Genomic DNA, 25,948 nt, shown 5'->3' with positions numbered 1-25,948 from the left:
AGCATTAATTTCATTCCCGTTGATGAACGCCTGCTGCATCGGCGCGACGCGTCACGTCTGTTGATTTCGTTTTTGAACCACGAAGGTAAGGGAAGCCGATGGTCCAGAGCCTCTCCACGGAATTCGACGTTGCCGTCATCGGTGCCGGAGTTGTCGGCTGTGCGGTCGCCCGTCGTTTCGCTCTGGCTGGTGCGAAGGTGGTCGTCATCGAGAAGGGCGCTGATATTCTCTCCGGGGCTTCGAAGGCCAACAGCGCCATTCTCCATACCGGCTTCGATGCGCCGGAAGGCAGTCTGGAGCTGGAGCTGGTAAAGGCGGGTCGGGCGGAATATCTCTCCATCCACGGGCGGATGGGCCTCAGCCTTGTCAAGACCGGTGCACTTGTCTGTGCCTGGAATCCGGATGAGGCGGAGAGACTGGAGGCGATTGCCGAGCAGGGGCGGCGCAACGGTATTGCCGAACTCGGCCTGCTCACGGCCCGGCAGGCCCGCGAAACCATGCCCGGCCTGTCCGGCCATCTCACCGCCGCGCTCGAAGTTTCGGGTGAACACATCATCGATCCGTGGTCCGCGCCGCTTGGCTATCTCACGCAGGCGGTGGGTTTGGGGGCGCAACTGGTGCGCAATGCCGAAGTCCTCTCCGGTTCGTTCGATGGCGCGTGGCGGATCGAGACAACGGCGGGTCCGATTCTTGCCGCAAGCATTGTCAATGCCGCAGGCTTGTTTGGCGATATCGTCGATGCGCGGCTGGGTCTTGCCCCCGAATTCACCATCATGCCGCGCAAGGGACAATTCGTCGTTCTCGATAAGGCCGCCCGCCGGCATGTGCCGCGCATCGTCCTGCCCGTTCCCACCGAGATAACCAAGGGCATCGTGGTCTGTCCCACCGCCTTCGGCAATGTTCTTGTCGGCCCGACGGCGGAAGAGCAGGATGATCGCGAGCGTGCGACCGTGGAGACGGCGACGCTGGAAACGCTGCTGAAGCGCGGCGCGGAGATCGTTCCGGCGCTGGCCTCCATTTCCGTGACCGCCGTCTATGCCGGCCTGCGCCCGGCGTCTGAAAAGAAACATTACCGGATTTCCGTGCGGCCGGACCGCCTGGCGATCACGCTCGGCGGTGTGCGTTCCACGGGCCTCAGCGCTGCGCTCGGGCTGGCGCAGCATGCGTTGACGCTCCACGCAGGTTTCGGCACCCGCTTTGACCTGCCTCTCTCGGTGCCTGACGTGACGATGCCCAACCTGACCGAAACCTGCGAGCGGGACTGGCAGCGTGCTGATCATGGCGAAATTATCTGCCATTGCGAACTCGTCACCCGGCGTGAGATCGATGCGACATTTTCCAGTCCGGTGCCTCCGGGCGATTTCGGCGGGCTGCGGCGGCGCACCCGCGCCGGCATGGGGCGCTGCCAGGGGTTTTATTGCAACGCCCGGCTTGCCGCGATGACGGGCGACCGTCTGGCCGTACCGCTCGCGGTCGGCGCGGGAGACGAGCGATGAGTACAGCGCAGCTTTTTCAGCAAGAGCGCGAAGACGCTTCATATGCCGATGTCATCGTGGTTGGCGGCGGCCCTGCAGGCGTGGCGGCAGCTCTGGAGCTGAAAGCCCGTGGCATCGCGCGTGTGATGATCCTCGAGCGCGAGCAGACCCTTGGCGGGGCGCCCCGGCATTGCTCGCACTCGCCTTTCGGCATGCGCGAATTCGGGCGCGTCTATTTCGGCCCGGCCTATGCGCAACGCCTTGAGAGGGAAGCGCAGGATGCCGGTGTCGATATCCGCATCGGTCATTCCGTGGTCGAACTCGGACAGGATGGCGCATTGCTGGTCACCTCGGCACGCGGTGTCGAGAGCTTGAAGGCCCGGCGCATCGTGCTGGCCACCGGCGCACGGGAAAAACCACGCTCGGCGCTGCTTCTGCCGGGCGACCGGCCGGTGGGTGTGATCACCACCGGCGCGCTGCAATCCTATGTTGCCTTTCATGGCATCATGCCTTTTCGTCGGCCGCTTATCATTGGTTCTGAACTGGTTTCGTTCTCTGCGCTTCTGACCTGTCTGACGCATCGCGCGCGGCCGGTGGCGATGATCGAACCAGAGCCGGAACCGCTGGCGCGGTCGCCTTTCCAATGGTTTCCGCGGCTGGTCGGGGTGCCGTTTCATTGTGGTGCCGTGCTTATGGACATTCGCGGGCGCGGCCGTGTCGAGGAGGCTGACATCCGACTGGCGGATGGCCGTCTCCTGACTGTCAAGTGCGATGGTGTTCTTCTGACCGGGCGGTTCACGCCGGAGGCGGCGCTTTTGAATGCATCCGCGGTCGATGTGGCGGCAGGCAGCGCCGGGCCGATGATCGATCAGGACGGCCGGATGGCCAACCCCATCTTTTTCGCCAGCGGAAACCTGTTGCGGGCCGTGGAAACGGGTGGCTGGTCGTTTCGCGAAGGCCGCCGCGTGGGTGCCGCCGTTGCCGACGATCTCGCCCGCGAACCCTGCAACGACCGGGTGGTACCCGTCACTTTCGCCGACCCGCTGAAACTCGTGGTACCGACCATGGTGCGTCCGCGAGGGCTTGACCGACCAGCTTTTCGCGACTTTCAGCTGCGCTTTACCAAACGTGTTCAAGGCCGGCTTTCGCTTTATCTCGATGGAACGGAAGTGTGGAGCAAGATCGGCCTGTGGCTGCCGGAGCGCCGTGTGCTCGTGCCCATTCCCCGCGCTGCGTTTGAAGCAAGCCAGATTGCCTTTCACGTTGGAGAGACAAATTGATGCGCATTGCAGCGATCGATCAGGGAACGACATCGACCCGATGCCTTGTGGTCGGCGATGGCATGGCGCAGGTCGTCTCCAGCCTGCGCCATGCGCAGTTCTATCCGGCGCCCGGTCATGTGGAGCATGACCCCGAAGAACTGTTGCGCAATATCCGCGCGGTGCTTGCCGCCGCCGGGCCGGTGGATGCCATAGCCATCGCCAATCAGGGCGAGAGTTGCCTGGCGTGGGACGCCGAGAGCGGTGAGGCGCTGTCGCCGGTTATCGTCTGGCAGGATGCCCGCACCGCCGATGCTCTTGCCGCTCTGCCGCCATCGGCGGCGGATCGTTCGAAAGAGATTTGCGGGTTGCCGCCCGATCCCTATTTTTCGGCAAGCAAGCTGTCCTGGCTGGTCGAGCATAATCCAGCGGTGGCGCAGGCAAGGGCGGCCGGGCGGTTGCGGCTGGGCACCACCGATGCGTTTTTTCTGGATCGGCTGGCCGGCTGTTTCCGCACCGATCTTGCAACGGCGTCGCGCACCGGGCTGCTTGATCTGGCAAAGGGAGGCTGGAGCCCGGAACTCTGCATGCTTCACGGTGTGCCGCTGGATTGCCTGCCCGCCATCGGCCCTGTCGATGGCGGTTTCGGTGCAATCGAGGCAACGCCCGTCCGCGTTTCCATCGTTGATCAACAGGCGGCGCTTTATGGGCATGGTTGCCGCAAACCCGGTGATTGCAAGATAACCTTTGGCACGGGAGCTTTCCTGTTGGCTGTCGCTGGTAACGAGCGCCCGCTGACGGGGGAGCTTTTGCCGGCCATTGGCTGGCACAGGCAAGGCGCACCGGCCGTTTTCGCCATCGAGGGAGGGGTCTACGATGCGGGTGCGGCGCTGGAATGGGCGCGAAAGATCGGCTTATATACCGATAATGACGAACTCGACGGTTTCGAGGGATCATCGGCCATTCGGCGCGGCCTTGTATGCGTGCCCGCATTTTCGGGCCTTGCTGCACCCTATTGGGACAGACAGGCCGTGCCGCTGTTCATCGGTATGGAACATGCCACTGAGCGGCGCGACATGGTGCGCGCGCTGCTGGAAGGTATTGCCATGCTGACGGTTCGATTGATCGATGCGATGCCGGCTGCAACTGCCATCGGTAACACGATCTCCATCGACGGCGGCCTGTCGAATAGTCGCTATTTCGCTCGTTTTCTGGCCGCCGCCAGCGGCCGGACCATCTGCGTGCCGGCCATGCGGGAGTTGACGGCGCTCGGTCTGGCGGAGCTGTGCGGTATCGATGTCGCCGCCATTCGAAACGATACCGAGATATTCATGCCCGATGGGTCGGTTGATGCCGCAGATCATGATCGTTTCGCACGTGCGGTGGACAATGCGCGGACTTGGCGAAACGCCTAAGCTTCCGCGGGGTTTTCGTGGTGCGGGAATCGTAAAGATTTCAGCGGGATCGATCTGAAACCTGATTTCCATCTTGCCGTCCGCCGATGTCAGGACGATCTTGTCCATCGGCGTGCCTGTCGTGAATTTCCTCTGGCAGACCGAACTGTCGTGTCTTTGAAATGTAAAACTGGCATCATCCTTGCAACCTGGGGAGGATCAGATGCGTCTTGCTGTCTACAACGTTGAGAATCTCTTTGATCGTGCCAAAGCGATGAACCTTGGCAGCTGGGAAGAGGGAAAGCCCGTTCTGGAGCGTTTCGCGGCACTGAACCAATTGCTTGGTCAGGTCGAATATAGTGATGCAGACAAGGTCGCGATCGGCCGGCTCGTCATCGAGCTGGGTATGGAGCAGTCCGATACGGGCCCTTTCGTCATCCTTCGCCGAAACCGTGGCGGTCTGCTCAAGCGGCCGACGACGGGCGGTGTGGTGGTCGTTGCCGATGGCCGGGCTGACTGGGTCGGGTCGCTGGAACTGCGTGACGAGCCGGTCAATGAGCACGCCATGCGCAATACCGCGCGGGCGATGGTCGATCTTGAGGCCGACGTGCTCGGTATCGTTGAAGTCGAGAGCCGCCCGGTGCTTTCCGCCTTCAACCGGGAGATACTGCCGGCGATCGGCGGCACACCGTTTCGGCACGTGATGGTGATTGACGGCAATGACGAGCGGGGGATCGATGTCGGCATGATGACCCGCAAGGGTTATCCCATCGGTGCCATGCACAGCCATGTCGATGATTGCACACCGAACGGTGAGGCGATTTTTTCGCGCGATTGCCCGGAATATGAAATTACCACGCCCGCCGGCGCACGGCTTATCGTCATGGTCAATCACCTCAAGAGCAAGGGTTATGGCGGGAAAGCCAAGTCGGATGCCAAGCGGAAGGCCCAGGCAAAACGTATTGCCGAAATCTACGAGAAACTGATCGAACGGGGCGTTGAATATGTCGCTGTTATCGGTGACTTCAACGATACCCCCGAAAGTGACCCGCTGGAGCCACTTCTTGGCGGCACTTCGTTAAAAGACATCTTCAAGCATGACGCTTTTGATGATGGCGGTTACCCCGGCACCTATGGCGGGTGCACGGCCTCCAACAAGATCGATTATATCCTGCTGTCTCCCGCCCTTTTTGCAAAGGTCAAGGACGGTGGCGTGTTCCGCAAGGGCATGTGGCCGGGTGTTCGGCCGAAGAAGTGGGAAAGCTATGATGAGGTGAAGCGCCAGGAGGACGCCGCGTCCGATCATGCTGCGCTCTGGGTCGATCTCGACATTTGAATGTTGCCGGGACGGCACCGAGTGATCTGGAATACCCAATCCGCTGATTGCGGCACCAACCTTGGAATCAGCAAAAAGGCCTGCTGTCGCCAGTTCGGCGGCGCAAAGCTGCTTGGCCTGACCCGCTGGTGAACTGCATCGAACACATGGAAGAAATGGCCGCCCCAAGGGGTGGTCATTTTATCCGGCCGGCGATCCGCGGTGCGGCTGATCTGGACGAATTGCCATGCCGGTGATGCCCTTAAGACTGGCTTAAGGTGCGGGCCGGCTATGTGTCGCCGAATAGGAGACACAGCCCAGAATGCACGACATCCCGATATTTACCACCCGCAGAAACCTCCTTGCCCTTGGGTTTGCGGGGCTGCTGGCGGGTTGCGCCACGTCCGGTCAGCCGCCAAAGCCGGCGACGCTGTCGAGGAACGACGAACCCTTGCCCGAGACGCCTGCGCCGGTCACGCCGGCGATGTATGCGGCGCTTCCCGATGAGACATTTCCGATCCCGGCGGTAAACATCAAGCAGGTGGATCCCCGCTACTGGCGGCAGGTCGTCGATTATCCGTCCGACGAAAAGCCGGGTACGCTGATCGTCGATACGCCGAACAAGTTTCTCTATCACATTCTGCCGGGCGGCAAGGCGACCCGTTACGGGATTGGCGTCGGCCGTGATGGCTTCTCCTGGGCCGGCCGGGCGACGGTTGCCTACAAGCGGGCATGGCCAAAATGGACGCCGCCGGATGAGATGGTGGCGCGGCAGCCCAGTCTTCAGCCCTACAGTATCGCCAATGGCGGAATGCCGCCCGGCCTCAAGAACCCGCTTGGCGCGCGGGCGCTCTACATTCATCAGGGCGGCAGGGACACGCTCTATCGCCTGCACGGAACACCGGAGGCCTTTTCTATCGGCAAGGCGGTTTCCTCCGGCTGCATACGGCTGCTGAACCAGGATGTCATCGACCTCTACAACAATGTGAGGGATGGCAGCACCATCGTGGTTATTCCCGACCCCTCGAAACGCCAGCAACTTGGCGTCTGACGATCGACACGGAAAAGAAAGAAGGCCCATCACCATGGCACATGACGTTCGAAACCGCGCGGATGTTTCAGCCCTTGCCGGGCTCGGACGCCGTGCCTTTCTCCTCGGCTCGATTTCGGTGGTCTCGGCCGCCGCATCACCGGCGGCGGCTTCGCCCAACGGTCTGAAGCTCGAGATGATCCTGCGCGATCCGGCGGCACCCGTCTCCGGCAATCCTGCCGGCAAGCTCACCATGGTCGCCTTTCTCGACTATAATTGCCCCTGGTGCAAAAAGACGGCTGTTCCCATGAGCAATGCGGTCTCGGCAGACGGGGATGTCAGGATGGTCTACAAGGACTGGCCGATCATAACGCCTGACTCCGTCGAGGGAGCGCGACTGGCGCTGGCGGCAAAATATCAGGACGGCTACCATATCGTCCATGATGCGCTGATGGCGATCAAGACGCCGAAAGTGAAGGCCGACGAGATGCGCGACACCGTGCGTGCGACGAGTATCGACTTTGCCCGTCTCGAGCGTGACATGAAATCGAAAGCGGCGGAGATCGATGATCTGCTTGCGCGCAATCATGAACAGGCCATGTCGCTGCAATTGACCGGAACACCTGCCTTCATCATCGGCAAGTTCCTCGTTCCCGGCGCGGTGCAGAGCGCGGAAGCCTTTACGGATCTTTTCAAAAGAGCGCGTGAACAGGCGTAGCGTTCCGATAATGATGGTTTCAGCCCCAGTCGGACTGAAACCATCGTTTCGACATTCTGGCCGGGCGTGGCAGTGCCGATGCCCTTTGCCGTCTCCGTCCTATCCCCGTGCCTTGGCGATTGCTTCCTTCAGGCCCTTGCGGTCGAGGACACCGGCAAAGCTCGTCGTTCCCACCACAAATGATGGCGTGCCGACGAATTTGAAGGCAGCGGCCTGTATCCAGTTTCGATCCAGCAGGCCGGAAATCCATGCCTGATGCTCGATAACGGCCTTGCCGACACCGTCGAAAGTCAGGCCCGCCTTCTTCAGGGCTTTTTCGACATCGGTCTGCTGCAGCTTGTTCGGCGTGTGAAACATGGCGTCGAGCGTTTTTTCATATTTGCCGAGTTTGGCGCTGGCGAGCACCGCCTGCGCCGCGATGACCGATGCGCCGCCGAAGACCGGCCAGTCCTTCAGCACAAGTCTGACCTTGCCATCCTGTTCGACCACGTCGCGCACCATGCCGTAGGACGATTTGCAATAGGGGCACTGGTAGTCGAAATATTCCACCACCGTCACGTCGCCTTTCGGATTGCCGAGGACCGGGGCTTCCGGATCGTGCAGCACCATCTCCTGGCTTGTCGGGTCTGTCCTGGCAAAAACAAGTGATGGGGGAGCTATGGCGGCAAGGCCGGCCATAGCGACAAGCTGTCGGCGGGTAAGGGTCATTGGCGGGCTCCTGCGGTATTGTCGATTGCCGGTTTTGCAAGCGCCTGCTGCGTTTGCGCTGCCGCATCGATGAGTGAACGGGCTGAAATCTCGCCCACCATGCGGATGGAGGGGAGTTCGGCGCCTTTTCTGTCAAAGAACAGCATGGTCGGCGGACCGATAACATTGCTGTCCTTCATCAATTGCTGTTTGTCTGGCGTCATGTCCGAAAGATCGACGGAGACGAGGTTTGTATCCTTGAGGCTTTCTGCGACCTGCGGATCGCTCAGAACGGATCGCTCAATGACGCGGCAGGAAACGCACCAGTCCGCGGTGAAGTAGACAAGGCTTGGCTTTCCTGCTTCAGCGACCGCGGCTTTCAGTTCCCCATTGGAACTCACCGTTGCAAAACTCGCCTTTGTCAGGCCGGGCAGGGAGCGGCTTGCGACCGAGCCGCCGGAGAATTGCAGCGGCTGCAGCATGCTGGTGCCGCCGCTTGCCGCGCCGAAAGCGAGAAACGCCCCATAAAGCATGGAAAGAAGGCTGGCCGATTTCATCAGCCGGCGGCCAATGCCGGCCTGTTGCGGAAGCGTGTCGAAAGCACCGAAGAAAACACCGATGGTAACGAGCAGCGCTGCGGCGAGCGCGAGCGTTACAGGCGGAGGAATGAGCCGGTCGATATACCAGATCGCGGTGGCAAGGAAGATGAAGCCGAACAACCAGCGTATCTGTGCCATCCATGCGCCGGCCCGCGGCAGCAATGCCGCGCCGGAGGTGCCGATGAGGATGAGAGGAATGCCCTTGCCGATGCCGAGCGCAAAGAGCGCCGCTGCGCCAAGCAGCAGGTTGCCGGTCTTGGCGATATAGAGAAGTGCACCTGCAAGCGGCGCCGTCACGCAGGGGCCAATCAGCAGCGCCGAGCTGAAACCGAGAATGGCGGTCGAGCCGAACGATCCACCGAGCGAACGCTGCGATCGCGCCAGCCGGTCGCGAAGGCCAGCTGGAAGCTGGACCTCGACCATGCCGAAACTGGCGATCGCCAGAATGATAAAGACGGCGGCGGTGATGAGAATGGCCGGTGGTGACTGGAGGGCAATCTGGAAGCTCTGGCCAAGCCATGCGGCCAGTATGCCGAACAGGCTGAAGGCGGCGGCAAGCGCGACGACATAGGTTGAGGAGAGGAGAAAGCTGCGACCGGGCGACAGTGAAGCGCCCTGCCGACCGAGCGTGGCCGCGAGGATGGGGTACATGGGAAACACGCAGGGTGTGAATGCGAGGAGTACGCCAAGGCCCATGAAGGAGGCGAGGAGCAGCACGGTGCCGCCCCGGGCAAGGAAACCCTCCACCATGCCCGGCTCGGCCAGAGGTGCTGGTAAGGGTACGGGTGCGGGTGCTGACTGCTCCACCTTTTCCGGTTCTGCGGACGGTGCGATCGGGGTGAAGGATTGAAATGCGGGTGGATCCTGCGGCCTTATGCCGAACGGCGCCTCCGCTTCGATCCGCAACCCGTCGATGGCGACTGTTCTGAACGGATAGCAGATGCCGCCATCCTGGCATCCCTGAAATGTCAGCTTCATTGTCTGCGGCGCGTCGGCAAGCGTGGCGGCGGCTTGCCCGAAATAGACTTCGGTGTTGCCGAAGCCGGGATCATCCTTCATCTCGCCAGCCGGCGTCCTGAGATCGAGCTTCGTTCCGTCGTCAGTGGTGGCCTGCAGGCTCTCCCGGTAGAGATAATATCCCTCGGCAACTTGCCAGCGGAAGGTGGCCGTCGCTCCCGTGCGGTCTATCGAAAGCTTGAACGCATCCGCCATGTCCATCGGCGGACCGAGCGCGAGCGCCGGTCCACAAATGGACAGCAGAACGAGGAGCACGAACGAAAAATTGAAACGCATTCTCTTTCCTTATGGGGTAGGCCTTGTGGGATAAGCCATGGATGGCGCAGGCTTCCGGCTGGAAGCTTAAGCCAGCCTTAAGGTTCGTTTCTCAGGTTCCCGCGCATCAAAATGCCCGTGTGCCGGAATGATGGAGTGCTCAATGCGTCTGTTGGTGGTCGAGGACGATGATGTCCTGCTTGATGGTCTGCGTGTCGGGCTGCAGCTTGCCGGCTTCACCGTCGATGCTGTCATGACGCTTGGCGACGCAAAAATCGCCCTTGAGAATTGCCGTTTCGACGCCGTTGTCCTTGATGTGATGTTGCCTGACGGGTCAGGCCTCGATCTTCTGCGCCACACCCGCAATGAGCGCAACCGGGTGCCGATCCTCCTGCTCACCGCCAAGGATGCGACCACGGACAAGATTTGCGGCCTCGATGCCGGCGCAGATGATTATCTAGGTAAGCCTTTCGATCTCGATGAGGTGGCCGCCCGGCTGCGGGCGATCATCCGCCGCGGCGAGGGCCGTTCCGAGGGCACGCTGTCGGCGCTGGGCGTGACGCTCGATCCGGCGAAGATGGTGGCGAAGAAGGATGACAGTGTCATTGCTCTGTCGCGCCGTGAATTCGCGATCATCCATGCCCTCATGCAGAATCCCGGCATGATCTTTTCAAAGCCGGTTCTGGAAGAAAAGCTCTATGGCTGGCAGGAAGATGTGGAAAGCAACACCATTGAGGTCCACATCCACAAGCTTCGTTCCAAACTGGGCGCCGGTTTCATCGAGACGGTGCGCGGCGTTGGTTACCGCGTCGGGAGGGTTGCGTGATGTCGATCCGGGCAAGATTGTTTACCGTCCTCCTGCTGATGACGGGCCTCGTCTGGCTGTCGGCCTGCGTGTGGATCTATACCAGCACGAAGGCGCGGCTGGAGCATGTTCTCGATGCGCGGCTGGTGGAATCGGCAAGAATGGTCGGATCCCTCGTCGGCGACCGCCCGGTCGATATCCGCCTGATAGACGGCCATTCACCGACGCATGATGAGGACGCGGACGCTGATGCGGCGGCGATCCCCTCCTACGAACGCCAGCTCGCCTGCCAGATATGGTCCATCAGCGGCCGTCTGCTCAGCAAATCGGACAGCGCCCCGGATGCTTCCCTTTCGGATCATGCCTCGGGCTTCCAGAATACGGTCATCAACGGCATCGAATGGCGCGTCTATGCGGTCGTGAAGCCGGACCTCGGTGTCAGGGTTCTGGTGGGTGACAGTGTCGAGGTTCGCGACCGGCTGGTTGACGATGTCATCAAGGGGCTTCTTTATCCGGCGCTTTTCATCATGCCATTGATGGCTGGCCTTATCTGGCTGTGTGTTTCCCGGGGGCTTGCCCCCTTGCAAAAGCTCGCAAACGGCATGAAAGCGCGCGACGCGACTGAACTCCACGGCTTTGCCGACAAGGGAACGCCATCAGAGCTTCGGCCGATGATCCACGCGCTGAACAGCCTTCTGGCGCGTGTGCAGGCGACGCGGGAAAGGGAACGGGAGTTCACGACCTATGCCGCACATGAAATGAAGACGCCACTTGCCGGCCTGAAGACACAGGCGCAGGTGGCCATGCGTTCCACCGATCCCGAGGTGCAGCAACAGGCGCTGCGGCGCATCGAACAGAGCGTTGACCGGACAAGCCGGATGGCAAAACAGCTTATCGATCTGGCTACCGTCGACGCCACCGAAGCGCAGGCGGTGAAATCCGGCGTCGACATTCCCCGTTTGGTCCTCGATGTCATACAGGAGCTGGAGCCGCTCAGGCGAGCACGCGAGGTTGAAATTACCTGCCAGCTTTCGGAAGAGGCGGATAGGATCCTCATCGAGGCGGATCGGTCCCTGCTTCGTCTTGCGATCCGTAACGTGATGGAAAATGCCGTACAGCACTCGCCGAAGGGATCGACGGTGGAATGCCGGGCGGAACTGGCAAACGGCAAGGTCAATGTGGTGGTCATCGACGAAGGGGCGGGGATCGCGATGGAAGAACAGGAACGGGTGCTGCAGCGTTTCTACCGTTCGCCGCGATCGGAACCCGGTGGAAGCGGCCTTGGGCTTGCCATTGTCAAGATGGCCATCGACCGGCTGGGCGGGCGATTGCAGTTTTCGCAATTCGGTCAGCGGTTCGCAGTATCGCTTGAGTTATAAAGGAGGCCGCCACGGGGCGGCTCTCTTTCAGATGTCCTTTGCGAGGCGCAGCGCGTCGTAGATTGCTGCATGGGTGTTGCGCGCTGCAACCGCATCGCCGATTCGGAACAGCCGGTAGGCGCCGGCCGGATTACGCTCGACGGTCTGGGCCGCGCCCGCAATGAGCGCGTCGTAGGATATTTCGCCGAGGTTCTTCGAGCCGGGCTTGAGCTCGAAATAAAGTTCGTCCAGCGGGATTGTGCCGTGATTGACGACGATCTGGTCGACGATCCGCTGTTTCGAAACGCCGCCATAATCGCTGCCGACATGGGCGATGATCTGGTTGCCGCTTCTTTCCGCTGCCTCCAGCCGGTAGGTGACGCTGAATGTCGTGTCGTGTTTCTGCAGCGAACGCATATAGGGTACGAGATTCATGGCCATGACTTCCGGGGCGAAAGAGCGATCCGGCGTCATGATCTCGACCTTGCCACCCGCCTTGGCGATGAATTCGGCGGCCTGAAGCCCGGTGTGGTCGCCGGCATCATCATAGACGAGAACATTGGCGCCCGGCTTGACGTCGCCGGAAATGATATCCCATGCGGAGACGACCAGCTCGTTGCCCTTCGAAAGCACCTCGGTATGTGGCAGTCCGCCGGTAGCGATAATCACCACGTCGGGTTTTTCGGCGACAACCGTATCCGCCTCCGCCCAGCTGTTGAAATGGAAGATGACGCCGAGCTTCTCGCACTGGCTCATGCGCCAGTCGATGATGCCGATCATTTCGCGGCGGCGTTCGCTCTGTGCAGTCAGGCGGACCTGGCCGCCGGCGTCGCTGGCGGCCTCGAAGACCATGACCGTATGGCCACGTTCCGCACAGACCCGTGCGGCTTCGAGACCTGCCGGCCCCGCGCCGACGATCACCACCTTCAGGCTTTTCTCAGCCCTGGTGATTTCATGTGGCATGGTTTCCTCGCGGCCGGTTGCCGCATTGTGAATGCAGAAGGCGAGGCCGCCTTGATAAATGCGATCAAGACAATAATTGGCGCCGACGCAGGGGCGGATGTCCTCCTCCTGTTTTTCCATGATCTTGCGGACGATATGCGGATCGGTCATGTGGGCGCGGGTCATGCCGATCATGTCGACCTTGCCGGCGGCAATCGCATGCCGGGCGGTGGCGACATCCTGAATTTTGGCGGCATGGAAGACGGGGAAGCTGGTCGCCGCGCGGATTTCGCCTGCGAAATCAAGATGCGGCGCGCTCGCCATGCCCTGAATGGGGATGACGTCGGTCAGGCCGGGATCGGTGTCGATATGTCCCCTGATGACGTTGAGATAGTCGATCAGGCCGCTCTCCTTCAGCCGTCTGGAGATTTCGATGCCTTCCGCCTTGCCGGTGCCGTTCTCGAGACATTCATCGGCGGTATAACGAACCCCGAGGATAAAATCGTCGCCGACGCGTTGGCGCATCGCCTTGAAGACGTCGAGACAGAAGCGCATGCGGTTTTCAAGCGAGCCGCCATAGGGGCCGTCAAGCTCGTTGGTCAGCGGTGAGACGAACTGGTCGATGAGGTGGCCATAGGCTTCCAGTTCCACCCCATCCATGCCGCCCGCCTTCATTCGTTCGGCAGCATCGGCGAAATCCTTGATGATGCGCTCGATATCCCAGTCCTCGATCTTCTTCGGAAAGGCGCGGTGCGCCGCTTCCCGCTGGTGCGATGGCGCGAGGACCGGCAGCCAGTCGCCCTTGTCCCAACGGGTGCGGCGGCCAAGATGCGTCAGCTGGATCATGATCGCCGAACCGGCCTCATGCACGGCGTCGGTCATTTCCCGGATCCACGGGACGATTTCATCTTTGTAGGCCAAGAGATTGTTGAAAACGGGCGGGCTGTCTTTCGATACGGCGGCCGAGCCTGCCGTCATCGTCAGCGCCACGCCGCCCCTGGCCCGTTCGACGGTATAGGCGCGGTAGCGCCCTTTCGGCATGCCGTCTTCAGGGTAGGCGGGTTCGTGGGAGGTGACGATGATGCGGTTGCGCAGCGTCAGATGCTTGAGCTGATAGGGCTGAAGAAGGGGATCGTTCGACATGTGCCTGCTCCAAAACGGGTGTGAGACAAGGCTAAGAGAAAATGTACATATGTGTCAATTAAGAAAACACTGGTGTTTATGAGTTCGACAAGAGTGTACGCTTTGCCTTGTCGCGCAGGGACTGATTTGCTACGCAATTGTCATGGAAGCGACATTGAACGAAACCGGTTGGCGTGGATCGCAGGAAGGTTGGCTTGAGGCCGCCTACGAGGCACTGCTGGAATCCGGGGTGGATTCCGTCAAGATCCTGCCTCTGGCGAAAAAGCTCAATCTCTCACGCACCAGCTTCTACTGGTTCTTCAAGGACCGGGAGGAATTGCTGGCGGCGCTGTTATCCCGTTGGCGCGAGAAGAATACGGGAAGTATCCTCAGGCAATCGGAGGCCTATGCGGAAACCCTGGCCGAGGCGATGCTGAATGTTTTCGATTGCTGGCTGGATTCCTCGCTTTTCGACAGCAAATTCGAATTCGCGGTGCGAAGCTGGGCATTGCAGTCTGCTGATATTCTTGCCGAGGTTCGCAAGGCCGACCAGATGAGAATGGAAGCGCTTTCGCGCATGTTCATGCGTTTCGGCCACCCTGAGAACATGGCGGATGTGCGCGCCCGCACCACTTATCTCGTGCAGATCGGTTACATTTCCATGCAGGTCGAGGAAGATGTGGCAGTGCGGATGAGAAGGATTGCGGACTATATCGCGATCTACACCGGTGAGGTGCCGCAGCAGCGTGAGCTTGACCGCTTTTATGCCAGGCATGGATACAGGCCAAACCCCGAGGCCTGACGCCCGTTTCCTGATCACGACATGCCCGGACGACCCACGGTACGGCAATAAGTGGTGTCGCCAAAACACCTGCGATGCCAGTCGGATTATGTCGGTTGGGGTGGTACAAGAAGAAGGGCCGGCCGCCTGCAATCTACCTGCAACATTCACCGAACAGTGGTGGGGATGGCAAGAGCTCATCTTTGGGGGAAAGTCATTGCGAATCCTGCTTCTTGAGGATGAACCCGAAATGGCGCGTGCGCTGCTCGAAGCCCTGCGCCGGCGTGATGTGCTTGCCGATCATGTCAGCACCATCAGCGATGCCGATGCCCTTGCGCGTGATGGCTCCTACGATGTGCTGGTTCTGGATCGCCGCCTGCCCGATGGCGAGGGGCTGAGCCTCGTATCGTCGCTTCGCCGCCGGAAACATTCCGTGCCGATTTTGGTTCTGACGGCGCTTGGAAGCGTCGATCACCGGGTCGATGGGCTGGATGCGGGGGCGGACGATTATCTCGCCAAGCCTTTCGCAATCGAGGAACTGCTTGCCCGCCTCAGAGCCCTTCACAGGCGCAGCCCTTCGATTTCCGACAAATATACGAGCTTCGGAAATCTCAGTATCGATCCGAAAAGCAATGAGGTCAGCGTTGCCGGTTCCATCCTCGAGTTGCGGCGCCGGGAATATCTGGCGCTCGAAGCCCTGATGCGGCGTCCGAACCGCATCGTGACACGGTCCAGCCTGATCGAGTCTGTTTATAAGCTCGACGATGAGATCGAGTCCAATGCGCTTGATGCGCATATTTCGCGCATTCGCAAGAAGCTGGCCCAGGCCGAAGCGGCGGTGGAAATAAGAGCCGTGCGCAACATCGGTTATCTCATTCGGGCAAAGACATGAGGCCGGAGCGCAACCGATCCCTGCGATGGGGGCTGATGAAACGCCTTTTCGCGCTGCAGGCTTTTTTTCTCGTTCTCTTCGTCGTCCTTCTCATCGGCTGGATCTGGATCATCGATCCGCGACTGGAGGGTGCCAATGAAGAGGCTGTTCGCATCATTGCGGAAAGCGTGACAAAGGATGGGCAGGGCCGGGCACAGGTGTCGGCTACGCCCGATCTGGAAGCGCTGAAACAGCGCTATCCTGATTTCTGGTTTGTGGTGCGGGACGCCGACGAAATCGTCCTGCAATATGGGGATATCCCGGCGCCTGCCCTGGCGGCGGTGTTTCCCCGGAGCATCGAGAGGGCGCGTCTGGAGGCGGGGGAAACAGTCCGCGCCACCATGGAAAACCGCGATACACCGGCCGGGCGGCTGCAGTTCACTGCCGGGACGGAAAAAGGCTTCCCGAATGACGGCATCAGTCTCTGGATCAATGTACAGCTGGATCTGGAAAAGGATGCCAATGGCGCCATTCGCTGGCTGACAGTACTGCCCGGTGTCGGTTTCATCATCCTTGTCGCCGTCGTGCCCATGCTGCTGCTGACGGGTATTGCGACATTGCTGGTGACGCCCCGTGCGGTTGGCCGTTCGCTGAGCGGCCTCATGGAAACGGTCGCCCAGGCACAATCGATCAATTTCGAGAACCGGTCCGCCCGGATCGATCGTTCGAAGGTGCCCAATGAAATCATTCCGCTGGTGGATGCCTTCAACGTTGCGCTCTCGAAACTGGACGAGGGCTATAATCGCCGCAACCGCTTTTTGGCCGATGCCGCCCATGAACTGAGGACGCCGATCGCGATTGCGCGCATTCGCGCCGATCTTTTGCCCGATGACGCGCTGAGCCGGCAGCTGCGAGCGGATATCGACCGCCTCACCCGCGTCGCGCATCAGCTTCTCGAAATGCAGGCGGTGGGCGCGGTGGAGCTGCCTGCCGAAGAGCAGGATCTGAACGTTCTCGTCGAACGTATCGCGACCGATCTTGCGCCGATTGCGATGGATGCCGGTTATGAGTTCGATTTCGAACCGAGCGAAGGAAAGGCTCTCTTCACGGTTCAGACCTCGATCATCGAGATGGCGGTCGTCAACCTCATTCGCAATGCCATCGATCATGGCGGCGGCGACGGTGCAATCGTCATCCGGATTGGCGCAGCGGGAACCATAGATGTCTGCGACGAGGGGCCGGGCATACCCGTTGCGGAACGGGAGCAGGTATTTGAACCGTTCCATCGCATCAATACGAACTCTTCCGGTGCCGGTCTGGGTCTCAACCTGGTCCAGAGAGCGGCGGAGCTTCATGGCGGCCGGGTTCAGTTCCTCGACCTTGACCCCGGCTTTGGCGTTCGGCTGGAAATTCGATCGATAATTTTGCGAGATAAGGCTGTTACCGCTGTCTAAAAAATATCAGGCATCAGGCTGCGCCGGCATGGGGAAATTCCTTACAATTCAGTTAAGGAATTTCATTTAACTATATTAAATTACTGAATTATTTTTCAACAAATTCGTTTCATGCAATCCAGACGTAATTCTCGTGGGGAAAATGTCCGTATCTGCTGAGCCCATCCGCACAGGAGATCAACGGGAGCCGGTTTCCGGTTCTTCAACGCGAACGGAAACCCTGCAGCCGTCAAAGCATGGCGCATCGGTTTCACCTGGAGTCATTCATGTCGTTCATCGCAAAATCGCTTGTCACCGTAACGGCTGCCGTCATGGTGGCAACCAGTGCCTATTCGGCTGATCTTACCAACTATAACGCGCAGCAATACGACTATGCCAATCCGCCGGCCTTTTCCTGGGGCGGGGCTTATGTCGGTGCTCATGGCGGCATCGCCTCCCCAAAATTCAATCCGCTGGCGAGCGGCCGGGGTCTGACGGGTGGTGTACAGGCCGGCTATAATTTCCAGTTCGGCTCCGGTGTTGTCGGTGCGGAACTGGAAGGTTCCTATCTTGGAAATGAAGCACGCGTGCCGAACGGCCGGTTGAGAGAGCGCTTCCGGGGTGCAGCCAAGCTGAAGGCCGGTGTCGCGCTCGACCGCACCCTCGTTTACGGCACAGCCGGCCTGACCACGACGAAATTCAAGGATACGAATGGCGTTAACGGTCCCGATGGCTGGAAACAGGGTTATCTGCTGGGAGCAGGTCTGGAACAGAGCTTTGGCGGCGGTCTGTCGGCCAAGTTTGAGTATAATTATGTGAGCACCGGAAATGTCAGCACGACGACTTCCAGCGGGCGGTCAAAAACCGATGTGACCGATCATGTCATCAAAGCCGGCCTGAACTATCGTTTCTGAGACCGATCCGATGACTGATTCCAGGGAGATTTCAAAAGAATACCGCCGCTTTCAGCTTGGGAGCGGCGGTAAAACAATGCATGGCGCGAAACGGGCAGGGCCGGGGGATATGAAATCCCGAAACCATCATTCGCATTCGAGCGAAGGCTGCCGGAAGCTCGTCACATACCATTCGCTCCCGGAACTGCGGGTGTAGAATGTATAGAAACAATTGATGCGTTCGACATAACCCGGCGTCTCCGATACTTCGTAACGCTCGCCATGCCGGGTCGACCGCACTTCACCGCTGGATGATCCGGCAACGACCTGTGTCTTGTTCTTCCGCCACTGGTAAGCCTGCTGGCCAGGACCCATGCTGTAAATATTGTCCGGCGGTCCGTAGTCCAGCATAACGCTGGTGATAGGCGCGCCAATATAGCCTTTCATGACCGTCGAGGCGCAGGCGGTGAGCACGGCCGATACGGCGGCGATGAGGATGATCGCTGCCGGGACTGCAAATGACGATCTGTCGGACATGGGAATTCCTTTCAGCTGCGGTGGATTTTCGCAGGGATAGGAACCGGTCATTGCAAGTACATTGCACGTAAAGATCGTAAGGCGAGCGGGGAGCGGGTGTCAGAGGCCGGCAATATTGCGGCCGATATGCCGCAGGATGCTTTTGAAAAGTTTTACCTCATTGGGATCGAGACCCTCGATCGCGGTTTTTTCGAACATGGCCGCGATGGGCATCAGTTCGTCAGCCAATTCCTTGCCTTTTGCCGTCAGCGTGATGCGCACGATGCGGGCATTGTCGGCCGGTCGCTCGCGGCTGACGAGGTTGCGCCGGACCATCAGCCCCACCAGCCGGGACAGCGTGGAAATCTCCACCGACACCATGTCCGAAAGCTCGGTCAGCGTCTTGCTCTCCTGCTGTCTCAGTGTCGCCAGTACGCGATACATCGGCAGAGTGATGTCATAGGAGGCCAGTCGCAGGGAAAAACGCTCGCCAAGCCGAACGCCCACCCAGTTGAGCAGGTAGGGTACCGAGTCGGTGAACTGATAAGACACGAAGCAAATCCCCGTTTGAGAACCATCTGCGCAGATGCTGATGTGTGCCTATCGGCTGTACCGGCACAATTCATCCGTTTCAATAGCTTCGCTCCAGAAGACCGGGGAATGCGAGGCTGTCTCGTTGCCTGAAATGACAAAAAACATTTGCATTGACAAATGTTGCAAACGCAAATAAATAGGAATGCAGGATTTGGGAGGATCTCATGACATCAGCACTGTTCGGCCTGAGCAACCTTGCACCGGAAGGCGTCGGCCAGACTTTTCGCACGACGATGCGCCGTTTTCCGGCAACCGTGACGGTTATTACTGCCTGTGCTTCCGGCGATCAGCGTGATCACGGCATGACCGTGACCGCTGTCACTTCGGTCTCGATGGAGCCGCCCTCTCTTCTGGTTTGCTTGAACAACCGCACCTTGCTGCATGAATTGCTGCTGTGCCGGCCGGATTTCATCGTCAACGTGCTGACACAGGATCAGACCGCGCTCTCGGATGCCTTCAGCGGCAAGGTGTCGCCGGAGGAGCGCTTCGGTAATGGTGACTGGCAGCGCCACGAAAACGGCGTCCTTTATTTGCCCACGGCCCATGCGGCCATCGCCTGCCGCCGGGTGGCGGCGATGCCCTATGGAACGCATACCGTGTTCATCGGGCAGGTGGTTTCGGCTGATGTCAGCGAGACAACACGGCCGCTGCTTTACGAAAATGCCCAATATTGCGCCGCAAGTCCGGCTGGCTTGCCGGCCTGATATTTCCGGCCAGATAATTCCCGGCCAACTCACTTCCGGAAGGAGACAATCATGAACGATATGAGCCATGCGCCACAGCCGGCGCAGACGACCCCGCGTGTCCGCCTGACGGGTCGCGTTGCCGAGATAGCCGATCTTTTCCGGGCGAGCGCCCGCCAGACGGAAGAGGCGCGACGCGTGCCCGCCAGCCATATCGAGGCGCTGCGTGGTATCGGTTATTTCGATATCGTCAAACCCAGCGCCTTCGGAGGAAAGGGCGGTGAATTCGCTGAACTGGTCGAGGCCAATATCGAGCTTTCGGCCGCCTGTGCGTCAACCGGCTGGGTTGCCGGTCTGCTTTCCGCGCATCAATGGCTGCTTGCGATGTTTCCGGAAGAGGCGCAGGCCGATGTCTGGGGTGAAAACCCTGACGCGCTGCTGTGTGGTTCCTACGCCCCGGTGAAAATGGCTGATGTGGCTGAAGGCGGTTATCGCCTCAGCGGCAAATGGGCCTTCGCCTCGGGTTGCGAAAATGCGCAATGGTCTCTCTGTGCCGCCATTCTGCCGCCGCAGGGTGAGGGCAGGCCGGTTCCCGCGTTCCTTCTCGTTCCCGCCAGCGACTATGTCATTGAAGACACCTGGCATGTGGTGGGGCTGGCCGGCACGGGCTCCAAGACACTGGTTCTCGATGATGTCTTCGTTCCCAAACATCGGGTTCTCACCTTTCCGGATGCCACCAGCGGCAAGACGCCCGGCGGGCAATATTATGCCGAGGAAGGCCTGTTCAACATGCCGCTTTTGACCGGCATTCCTTCCTGTCTTGCGGCGGCCGGCGTCGGCGCGGCCAAGGGCGCGCTTGCCGCTTATGTCGATCATGTCGGCGGCCGGGTGACACGGGGTGCGGTGGCCGGTGGCAATAACCGTATGGCGGAATTTCCGACCATTCAGCTGCGCGTTGCCGAAGCGGCGGCGAGCGTCGACGCCGCCTGCGAAATCCTGCTGCGCGATGTTGTCCGTTCACAGGTGCTGGCACAGGCCCGGATCGAAGGCCGGGCGGAATTCACGGTGGATGACCGCCTTTTGAGCCGTCGTGGGCAGGCCTTTGCGGTGTCTCTGGCACTACGCGCCGTGCAGGCGCTGAACGACTCCACCGGCGGCGTCGGGCTTGATCTTGCCAATCCCGTACAGCGGGCCTGGCGCGATGCCAATGCGGTTGGCCGCCACATCAGCATGAACTGGGATGCCGTGGGAACCATGATCGGCCAGAGCATGCTCGGGCTGGAACCCAAGGGCCAATATTGACCGCCGGTATGGAACGTCTGGCCGGCGGCACATGAACAGCGATTTCGGAGGAAACAACATGCAAGGCAAGGTCGCTCTCGAGGAGCATTTCGCAATTCCTGAAACACTTCAGGATTCGGCCGGTTTCGTACCCGGCGATTACTGGAAGGAGCTGCAACACCGCCTGCTCGACATTCAGGATACGCGCCTGAAGCTGATGGATGCGCATGGTATCGAAACCATGATCCTGTCGCTGAATGCGCCGGCTGTGCAGGCTATTCCCGATAAAAAGAAGGCGATCGAGATTGCGCGGCGCGCCAATGACGTGCTTGCCGAAGAATGCGCCAAGCGGCCGGATCGTTTCCTTGGCTTCGCCGCCCTGCCTTTGCAGGACCCGGATGCGGCGACCGAGGAACTTCGGCGCTGCGTCAACGACCTCGGTTTCGTCGGCGCGCTCGTCAATGGTTTCAGCCAGGAGGGTGACGGCCAGACGCCGCTTTATTACGACCTGCCGCAATATCGTCCGTTCTGGGGAGAGGTCGAGAAGCTGGGCGTGCCGTTCTACCTGCATCCGCGCAATCCGCTGCCGCAGGATTCGCGCATCTATGACGGCCATCCCTGGCTGCTTGGCCCCACATGGGCCTTTGCGCAGGAAACGGCGGTACACGCACTGCGCCTCATGGCGTCGGGCCTGTTTGACGAACATCCGCGCCTCAACATCATTCTCGGTCATATGGGCGAGGGGCTGCCCTACATGATGTGGCGTATCGACCACCGCAATGCCTGGGTGAAGCTGCCGCCGCGCTATCCGGCCAAGCGCCGTTTCGTGGATTATTTCAACGAGAATTTCCACATCACCACCTCGGGTAATTTCCGGACTCAGACCTTGATCGACGCAATTCTTGAGGTTGGGGCCGACCGCATCCTGTTTTCCACCGACTGGCCGTTTGAAAACATCGACCATGCGTCGGACTGGTTCAACGCCACGAGCATCGCGGAAGCCGACCGGGTGAAGATCGGCCGCACCAATGCGCGCCGCCTGTTCAAGCTCGACGGGGCCTGAGCCATGCAGCCCTTCGTCTACATGGCAGCGCCGGCCCGCATCGTTTTCGGCGTGGGCAGCTCAGTGGGGGTGGCGGAGGAGATCCGCCGCCTTGGCCTGTCGCGGGCGCTGGTGCTCTCCACACCACAGCAGAAGGGTGATGCGGAAGTGCTGGCCGCCCGGCTCGGTCGTCTTGCGGTCGGTGTCTTCTCGGAGGCCGCCATGCACACGCCGGTTGAGGTGACGAAAAGGGCGGTCGAAGACTACCGCGCCGCCAATGCGGATTGTGTCGTGGCGCTGGGCGGCGGCTCGACCACCGGTCTCGGCAAGGCCATTGCGTTGCGCACCGATGCGGCGCAGATCGTCATTCCGACCACCTATGCCGGTTCCGAGGCGACGCCCATACTTGGCCAGACGGAAAATGGGGTTAAGACCACCATGCGCGGCCCGGAAATCCTGCCCGAAGTGGTGATCTATGATGCGGAACTGACGCTCGGGCTGCCTGTGGCCATCAGCATGACGAGCGGGCTGAACGCCATGGCCCATGCGGCCGAGGCGCTTTATGCCCAGGACCGAAACCCTATCGCCAGCCTGATGGCAGTCGAGGGATTGCGGGCAATGGTCGAAGCGCTTGCCCGTGTGAAGGCCGAGCCAAAGAATATCGCGGCGCGCGAAACGGCACTTTATGGCGCATGGCTGTGCGGCACGGTGCTAGGCGCCGTCGGCATGTCGCTGCATCACAAGCTTTGCCACACGCTGGGTGGAAGTCTCGATCTGCCACATGCGGAAACCCACGCGGTGCTTTTGCCGCACACCGTCGCCTATGTGGAACAGGCGGTGCCGGATCTGCTCGCGCCGCTTGCCGCACTTGTCGGTGGCAAGGCCGGGGCCGGGCTTTTCGATTTTGCCGCCCGACTTGGCGCGCCATCGAGCCTCGCCGCTCTTGGGCTGCAGCTTGGCGATCTCGACCCCATGGCCGAGCTTGCGACGGCAAATCCCTATTGGTGCCCGCGGCCAATCGAAAAAACCGCGATCCGCGACCTGTTGCAGCGCGCCTTTGAGGGCGCGCGGCCGGAGTGATGGGAGGAAGACATGACGGATACGAAGATGACCAGCGATGACGGCTATTTCGTTGAGGAGCGTTCGGCTGAAACCGTGATTGCCCGTATGCGCGACTGTGACGATCCGCGTCTGAAGGAGATCATGGCGGTCGTGACGCGCAAGCTGCACGAGGCGGTGAAAGAGATCGAGCCGACCGAGGAAGAATGGATGAAGGCCATTCATTTTCTCACCGAGGTTGGCCAGATCTGCAATGAATGGCGACAGGAGTGGATCCTGTTTTCCGATATTCTCGGCGTTTCCATGCTGGTTGACGCGATCAATCACCGCAAGCCGAGCGGCGCGTCGGAATCCACCGTTCTCGGGCCTTTCCATGTGGCTGACGCACCGGAAATGCCGATGGGCGCCAATATCTGCCTCGATGGCAAGGGCGAGGACATGGTCGTGACCGGCCGTATTCTCGATACCGAAGGCGCACCGGTTGCCGGCGCGCGCATTGATGTCTGGCAGGCCAATGACGAAGGTTTTTACGACGTGCAGCAGAAGGGCATTCAGCCCGATTTCAATCTGCGGGGTGTTTTCGTCACCGGCGAGGACGGGCGCTACTGGTTCCGGGCGACGAAGCCGAAATATTATCCGATCCCGGATGACGGCCCGGTCGGGCGATTGCTGCGGGCCATGGGACGCCACCCCTACCGGCCGGCGCATCTGCATTATATCGTTTCGGCAGAAGGGTTTACCGCGCTCGTCACGCATATTTTCGATCCTGATGATCCCTATATCCGTTCGGATGCGGTGTTCGGCGTGAAGGAGAGCCTGCTGGCCGATTTCCAGCGGGTGGAGGATGCGGAAAAGGCTCGGAAACTGGGTTTCATCGGCGACTGGTTCTGGTCGGTGAACCACGACTTCGTGCTGGCCCGATGAGCGGCGGCAACCAGACAGGACTTTATGTGCGTTTTGCCGAAAGCGACCCCGCCGCCGTGGAACAGCGGACGATGCAGATGGACGCTCACAAGGCCTATTTGCGCAGCGAGGAGACCGCGCCCTTGGGGTTCAGGATTCTGGCATCCGGCCCCTTGCAGGCGGAAAACGGCGGGTCATCCGCCGCACTCGTCATTGCCGAAGCCCGTTGCGTTGAAGATATGATTGCCTTCAGCGATGCCGATCCATTTGTCATTCACGGTGTCTATAAGCGCGTTCATATTCTGCGCTGGACACCGACACTGTCGAGGTTTCCTGGACTGAAGCCTGGCTGACATTTCTGTCGGGTCGTGGGACCTGATAATGATCAATATTGCATTTGCAATTTTTGCAAATGCAATGCTTAATCGAAGACGGGTGATATCGGCGATATGTGTCTTGACAGGAGCGGGACACATATCAGGGTGGAGCAGGCCGGGCACTCGCGGAGCTATCGCCAAGAACGGGAGACGCAATCCATTCCGGATAGCGCGTTCAGGCGTGAAAGGGAGGAAGATGTCCACGAATTATATGAGCGCCGCCTCAGTGCGGACGAAAAACCCGGCTGGCGTCATCGCGACATGTGGTCTGATGATCATGTTTGACGGCTACGATCTGGTTGTTTACGGCGCGGTTGCGCCGGCGCTGCTGAAAGAGGGCGCATGGGCGCTCAATCCTGCCATGGTCGGTCGCGCTGCGGCGCTGACGCTGGTGGGAATGCTGCTTGGCGCGCTGTTTGCCGGCACCATGGCGGACCGTATCGGCCGCCGCAAGGTCGTGCTCATCAGCCTCGCCGGCTTTTCATCGATGATGATCGCTTCGGCCATGACGCCGAACTTTCTGGCTTTTGAAATCACGCGCTTCCTTGCCGGTCTCGGCCTGGGCGCGCTTTTGCCGACGGTGACCGCGCTTGTGCTGGAATTCTCGCCGCCGCACCGCAGGGCGCAGGCCAATTCCCTATCCTTCCTCGGCTATCTCCTCGGCGGCATCATTTCCGGCCTCATGGGTATTCTTCTGCTGGAGAGCTATGGCTGGCGGCCTCTGATGCTGATCGGCGGTCTGCCGCTTATTCTTCTGCCGCTGTTCATGCGGTTTCTGCCGGAATCGCCGGAATGGCTGGCAAGCAAAGGCCGGCAGGCGGAGGCTGACGGCATTTGCGACAGCTACGGTCTGCAACGCATCGTACCGCATGCGAAAATTCAAAAGGGTGGTGTCGGCGCGTTGTTTTCGGAAGGCCGGCTGCTTTCGACGCTGAATGCCTGGGGCATTCACTTCTGCTCGCTGCTTCTGACCTTCGGTATGGTCAACTGGCTGCCCACCATCATGAACAAGATGGGTTACGATATCAGTTCGGCGCTCAGCTTCTCGATCATGCTCAATGTCGGGGCCGCGATCGGCATCCTCATTGGCGGGCGGTTTGCCGATAAGGGCAGCGTCAAGGTGGTCGTCGCCGTGCTCTTTGCCATCGGCGCCGCCTCTATCTGGGCCCTGACGGTGAACAAGGGGCCGCTGCTCTATCTCTTCGTCGCGCTTGCGGGTGCCGGAACGATCGGCACCCAGATCCTTGCCAATGTTCTGGTTGGACGGCTTTATCCCGTCCATATTCGCGGCACCGGTCTCGGCTTTTCGCTGGCGGTCGGGCGGCTGGGCGGCATTGCCGGCCCCATGATCGGCGGCCTCGTCCTGCAACGGGGGCTGGCTCCAGAGTGGAATTTCTACATTTTCGGCTCGGTCGCGCTGGTAGGCTTGTTGCTGACGGTGTTGACGCTGCTTTACCGCACATCGGGCGACGAGCGGGTTTGACGGACGCGATGCTGGCCGTGGGGTAAAACCTGCGGCCAGCATACCCGAGGAGACAA

The 25,948-nt window shown here is 60.4% G+C and carries 24 protein-coding genes; 19 read left to right on the top strand and 5 right to left on the bottom strand.

Translation table 11 applies throughout. The features are described 5' to 3' along the window. Positions 1 to 98 precede the first annotated feature (98 nt). The 6 genes from CFBP6623_RS12090 (at position 99) to CFBP6623_RS12065 (ending at position 7,191) form a co-directional block, all read left to right on the top strand. The gene (locus CFBP6623_RS12090; protein WP_046801591.1) at positions 99 to 1,496 is read left to right on the top strand and encodes an NAD(P)/FAD-dependent oxidoreductase; all 1,398 of its coding nucleotides are present in this window, start codon (positions 99 to 101) and stop codon (positions 1,494 to 1,496) included. Continuing rightward, positions 1,493 to 2,755, top strand: coding sequence for an FAD-dependent oxidoreductase (locus CFBP6623_RS12085; protein ID WP_046801590.1), 1,263 nt, complete (start codon positions 1,493 to 1,495; stop codon positions 2,753 to 2,755). The genes CFBP6623_RS12090 and CFBP6623_RS12085 overlap by 4 nt, the downstream gene beginning before the upstream one ends. Then, entirely contained in the window at positions 2,755 to 4,149 is a 1,395-nt protein-coding gene (locus CFBP6623_RS12080; RefSeq protein WP_080841849.1) for an FGGY family carbohydrate kinase, read from the top strand. Before CFBP6623_RS12085 ends, CFBP6623_RS12080 begins: the two co-directional genes overlap by 1 nt. 202 nt (positions 4,150 to 4,351) lie before the next feature. After that, positions 4,352 to 5,464, top strand: a complete 1,113-nt coding sequence (locus CFBP6623_RS12075) for an endonuclease/exonuclease/phosphatase family protein (RefSeq protein WP_046801588.1) — start codon at positions 4,352 to 4,354, stop codon at positions 5,462 to 5,464. 301 nt (positions 5,465 to 5,765) lie between these two features. After that, a complete protein-coding gene (locus CFBP6623_RS12070; RefSeq protein ID WP_080841850.1) occupies positions 5,766 to 6,494 on the top strand; it encodes a L,D-transpeptidase in 729 nt (242 codons plus the stop codon). Between the two features lie 34 nt (positions 6,495 to 6,528). After that, positions 6,529 to 7,191, top strand: a complete 663-nt coding sequence (locus CFBP6623_RS12065; RefSeq protein WP_052760262.1) for a DsbA family protein — start codon at positions 6,529 to 6,531, stop codon at positions 7,189 to 7,191. Between the two features lie 99 nt (positions 7,192 to 7,290). Here the strand turns inward: CFBP6623_RS12065 and CFBP6623_RS12060 are convergent, their stop codons facing one another. After that, positions 7,291 to 7,899: a DsbA family protein gene (locus CFBP6623_RS12060; RefSeq protein ID WP_046801587.1), complete on the bottom strand. Its 609-nt coding sequence runs from the start codon at positions 7,897 to 7,899 to the stop codon at positions 7,291 to 7,293. Further along, entirely contained in the window at positions 7,896 to 9,770 is a 1,875-nt protein-coding gene (dsbD, locus tag CFBP6623_RS12055; RefSeq protein WP_046801586.1) for a protein-disulfide reductase DsbD, read from the bottom strand. Before dsbD ends, CFBP6623_RS12060 begins: the two co-directional genes overlap by 4 nt. 142 nt (positions 9,771 to 9,912) lie before the next feature. Here dsbD and CFBP6623_RS12050 point away from each other — a divergent pair, with 142 nt between their 5' ends. Then, positions 9,913 to 10,575 carry a response regulator transcription factor gene (locus CFBP6623_RS12050; RefSeq protein WP_046801585.1) on the top strand — a complete coding sequence of 221 codons (663 nt, stop codon included), beginning with the start codon at positions 9,913 to 9,915 and terminating at the stop codon, positions 10,573 to 10,575. Continuing rightward, positions 10,575 to 11,933 carry an ATP-binding protein gene (locus tag CFBP6623_RS12045; RefSeq protein ID WP_052760261.1) on the top strand — a complete coding sequence of 453 codons (1,359 nt, stop codon included), beginning with the start codon at positions 10,575 to 10,577 and terminating at the stop codon, positions 11,931 to 11,933. Before CFBP6623_RS12050 ends, CFBP6623_RS12045 begins: the two co-directional genes overlap by 1 nt. Before the next feature lie 27 nt (positions 11,934 to 11,960). On the opposite strand, the gene CFBP6623_RS12040 is transcribed toward CFBP6623_RS12045, so the two are convergent. Next, positions 11,961 to 13,997 carry an NADH:flavin oxidoreductase gene (locus tag CFBP6623_RS12040; protein ID WP_046801583.1) on the bottom strand — a complete coding sequence of 679 codons (2,037 nt, stop codon included), beginning with the start codon at positions 13,995 to 13,997 and terminating at the stop codon, positions 11,961 to 11,963. A gap of 142 nt (positions 13,998 to 14,139) precedes the next feature. On the opposite strand from CFBP6623_RS12040, the gene CFBP6623_RS12035 reads away from it, so the two are divergent. From CFBP6623_RS12035 to CFBP6623_RS12020, 4 genes are all read left to right on the top strand, one after another. Next, on the top strand, positions 14,140 to 14,778 hold the full coding sequence (locus tag CFBP6623_RS12035; protein WP_046801582.1) for a TetR/AcrR family transcriptional regulator: 639 nt from the start codon (positions 14,140 to 14,142) through the stop codon (positions 14,776 to 14,778). Between the two features lie 196 nt (positions 14,779 to 14,974). Next, positions 14,975 to 15,649 (top strand): response regulator transcription factor, encoded by a 675-nt coding sequence (locus tag CFBP6623_RS12030; RefSeq protein ID WP_046801581.1) that lies wholly within the window; start codon positions 14,975 to 14,977, stop codon positions 15,647 to 15,649. 35 nt (positions 15,650 to 15,684) lie between these two features. Further along, the gene (locus CFBP6623_RS12025) at positions 15,685 to 17,082 is read left to right on the top strand and encodes a sensor histidine kinase (RefSeq protein WP_175415496.1); all 1,398 of its coding nucleotides are present in this window, start codon (positions 15,685 to 15,687) and stop codon (positions 17,080 to 17,082) included. A 266-nt stretch (positions 17,083 to 17,348) separates the two neighbouring features. Further along, positions 17,349 to 17,975: an outer membrane protein gene (locus tag CFBP6623_RS12020; protein ID WP_046801615.1), complete on the top strand. Its 627-nt coding sequence runs from the start codon at positions 17,349 to 17,351 to the stop codon at positions 17,973 to 17,975. Between the two features lie 126 nt (positions 17,976 to 18,101). Here CFBP6623_RS12020 and CFBP6623_RS12015 read toward each other — a convergent pair whose 3' ends face one another. Together CFBP6623_RS12015 and CFBP6623_RS12010 are read right to left on the bottom strand one after the other, a co-directional pair. After that, positions 18,102 to 18,491, bottom strand: a complete 390-nt coding sequence (locus tag CFBP6623_RS12015) for a hypothetical protein (protein WP_046801614.1) — start codon at positions 18,489 to 18,491, stop codon at positions 18,102 to 18,104. 99 nt (positions 18,492 to 18,590) lie between these two features. Beyond that, entirely contained in the window at positions 18,591 to 19,022 is a 432-nt protein-coding gene (locus tag CFBP6623_RS12010) for a MarR family winged helix-turn-helix transcriptional regulator (protein ID WP_046801579.1), read from the bottom strand. 206 nt (positions 19,023 to 19,228) lie between these two features. Between CFBP6623_RS12010 and graD the strand changes: the two genes are divergently transcribed. The 7 genes from graD (at position 19,229) to CFBP6623_RS11975 (ending at position 25,892) form a co-directional block, all read left to right on the top strand. Next, positions 19,229 to 19,768 carry an FADH(2)-dependent resorcinol hydroxylase reductase component gene (gene graD, locus CFBP6623_RS12005; protein ID WP_046801578.1) on the top strand — a complete coding sequence of 180 codons (540 nt, stop codon included), beginning with the start codon at positions 19,229 to 19,231 and terminating at the stop codon, positions 19,766 to 19,768. 51 nt (positions 19,769 to 19,819) lie between these two features. Next, complete coding sequence (graA, locus tag CFBP6623_RS12000; RefSeq protein ID WP_046801577.1) at positions 19,820 to 21,049, top strand: FADH(2)-dependent resorcinol hydroxylase oxygenase component; 1,230 nt, start codon at positions 19,820 to 19,822, stop codon at positions 21,047 to 21,049. A gap of 58 nt (positions 21,050 to 21,107) precedes the next feature. Further along, a complete protein-coding gene (gene tsdA, locus CFBP6623_RS11995) occupies positions 21,108 to 22,091 on the top strand; it encodes a gamma-resorcylate decarboxylase (RefSeq protein ID WP_046801613.1) in 984 nt (327 codons plus the stop codon). Between the two features lie 3 nt (positions 22,092 to 22,094). Then, a complete protein-coding gene (locus CFBP6623_RS11990) occupies positions 22,095 to 23,150 on the top strand; it encodes a maleylacetate reductase (protein ID WP_046801576.1) in 1,056 nt (351 codons plus the stop codon). 12 nt (positions 23,151 to 23,162) lie between these two features. Beyond that, on the top strand, positions 23,163 to 24,053 hold the full coding sequence (gene graB / locus CFBP6623_RS11985) for a hydroxyquinol 1,2-dioxygenase (protein ID WP_046801575.1): 891 nt from the start codon (positions 23,163 to 23,165) through the stop codon (positions 24,051 to 24,053). Then, positions 24,050 to 24,385, top strand: coding sequence for a YciI family protein (locus CFBP6623_RS11980; RefSeq protein WP_046801574.1), 336 nt, complete (start codon positions 24,050 to 24,052; stop codon positions 24,383 to 24,385). Before graB ends, CFBP6623_RS11980 begins: the two co-directional genes overlap by 4 nt. Positions 24,386 to 24,605: 220 nt before the next feature. After that, the gene (locus CFBP6623_RS11975) at positions 24,606 to 25,892 is read left to right on the top strand and encodes an MFS transporter (RefSeq protein WP_046801573.1); all 1,287 of its coding nucleotides are present in this window, start codon (positions 24,606 to 24,608) and stop codon (positions 25,890 to 25,892) included. Positions 25,893 to 25,948: the final 56 nt, after the last annotated feature.

This window comes from Agrobacterium tumefaciens, from assembly GCF_005221385.1.
In the GTDB taxonomy this organism is placed as follows: Bacteria; Pseudomonadota; Alphaproteobacteria; order Rhizobiales; family Rhizobiaceae; genus Agrobacterium; species Agrobacterium tomkonis.
This window is presented reverse-complemented; position numbering and strand designations above follow the sequence as displayed.

Coding starts and splice junctions, on each gene's coding strand:
- CFBP6623_RS12090 (WP_046801591.1), top strand. CDS start 99: ATGGTCCAGAGCCTCTCCACGGAATTCGACGTTGCCGTCATCGGTGCC.
- CFBP6623_RS12085 (WP_046801590.1), top strand. CDS start 1,493: ATGAGTACAGCGCAGCTTTTTCAGCAAGAGCGCGAAGACGCTTCATAT.
- CFBP6623_RS12080 (WP_080841849.1), top strand. CDS start 2,755: ATGCGCATTGCAGCGATCGATCAGGGAACGACATCGACCCGATGCCTT.
- CFBP6623_RS12075 (WP_046801588.1), top strand. CDS start 4,352: ATGCGTCTTGCTGTCTACAACGTTGAGAATCTCTTTGATCGTGCCAAA.
- CFBP6623_RS12070 (WP_080841850.1), top strand. CDS start 5,766: ATGCACGACATCCCGATATTTACCACCCGCAGAAACCTCCTTGCCCTT.
- CFBP6623_RS12065 (WP_052760262.1), top strand. CDS start 6,529: ATGGCACATGACGTTCGAAACCGCGCGGATGTTTCAGCCCTTGCCGGG.
- CFBP6623_RS12060 (WP_046801587.1), bottom strand. CDS start 7,899: ATGACCCTTACCCGCCGACAGCTTGTCGCTATGGCCGGCCTTGCCGCC.
- dsbD (WP_046801586.1), bottom strand. CDS start 9,770: ATGCGTTTCAATTTTTCGTTCGTGCTCCTCGTTCTGCTGTCCATTTGT.
- CFBP6623_RS12050 (WP_046801585.1), top strand. CDS start 9,913: ATGCGTCTGTTGGTGGTCGAGGACGATGATGTCCTGCTTGATGGTCTG.
- CFBP6623_RS12045 (WP_052760261.1), top strand. CDS start 10,575: ATGTCGATCCGGGCAAGATTGTTTACCGTCCTCCTGCTGATGACGGGC.
- CFBP6623_RS12040 (WP_046801583.1), bottom strand. CDS start 13,997: ATGTCGAACGATCCCCTTCTTCAGCCCTATCAGCTCAAGCATCTGACG.
- CFBP6623_RS12035 (WP_046801582.1), top strand. CDS start 14,140: ATGGAAGCGACATTGAACGAAACCGGTTGGCGTGGATCGCAGGAAGGT.
- CFBP6623_RS12025 (WP_175415496.1), top strand. CDS start 15,685: ATGAAACGCCTTTTCGCGCTGCAGGCTTTTTTTCTCGTTCTCTTCGTC.
- CFBP6623_RS12020 (WP_046801615.1), top strand. CDS start 17,349: ATGTCGTTCATCGCAAAATCGCTTGTCACCGTAACGGCTGCCGTCATG.
- CFBP6623_RS12015 (WP_046801614.1), bottom strand. CDS start 18,491: ATGTCCGACAGATCGTCATTTGCAGTCCCGGCAGCGATCATCCTCATC.
- graD (WP_046801578.1), top strand. CDS start 19,229: ATGACATCAGCACTGTTCGGCCTGAGCAACCTTGCACCGGAAGGCGTC.
- graA (WP_046801577.1), top strand. CDS start 19,820: ATGAACGATATGAGCCATGCGCCACAGCCGGCGCAGACGACCCCGCGT.
- tsdA (WP_046801613.1), top strand. CDS start 21,108: ATGCAAGGCAAGGTCGCTCTCGAGGAGCATTTCGCAATTCCTGAAACA.
- CFBP6623_RS11990 (WP_046801576.1), top strand. CDS start 22,095: ATGCAGCCCTTCGTCTACATGGCAGCGCCGGCCCGCATCGTTTTCGGC.
- graB (WP_046801575.1), top strand. CDS start 23,163: ATGACGGATACGAAGATGACCAGCGATGACGGCTATTTCGTTGAGGAG.
- CFBP6623_RS11980 (WP_046801574.1), top strand. CDS start 24,050: ATGAGCGGCGGCAACCAGACAGGACTTTATGTGCGTTTTGCCGAAAGC.
- CFBP6623_RS11975 (WP_046801573.1), top strand. CDS start 24,606: ATGTCCACGAATTATATGAGCGCCGCCTCAGTGCGGACGAAAAACCCG.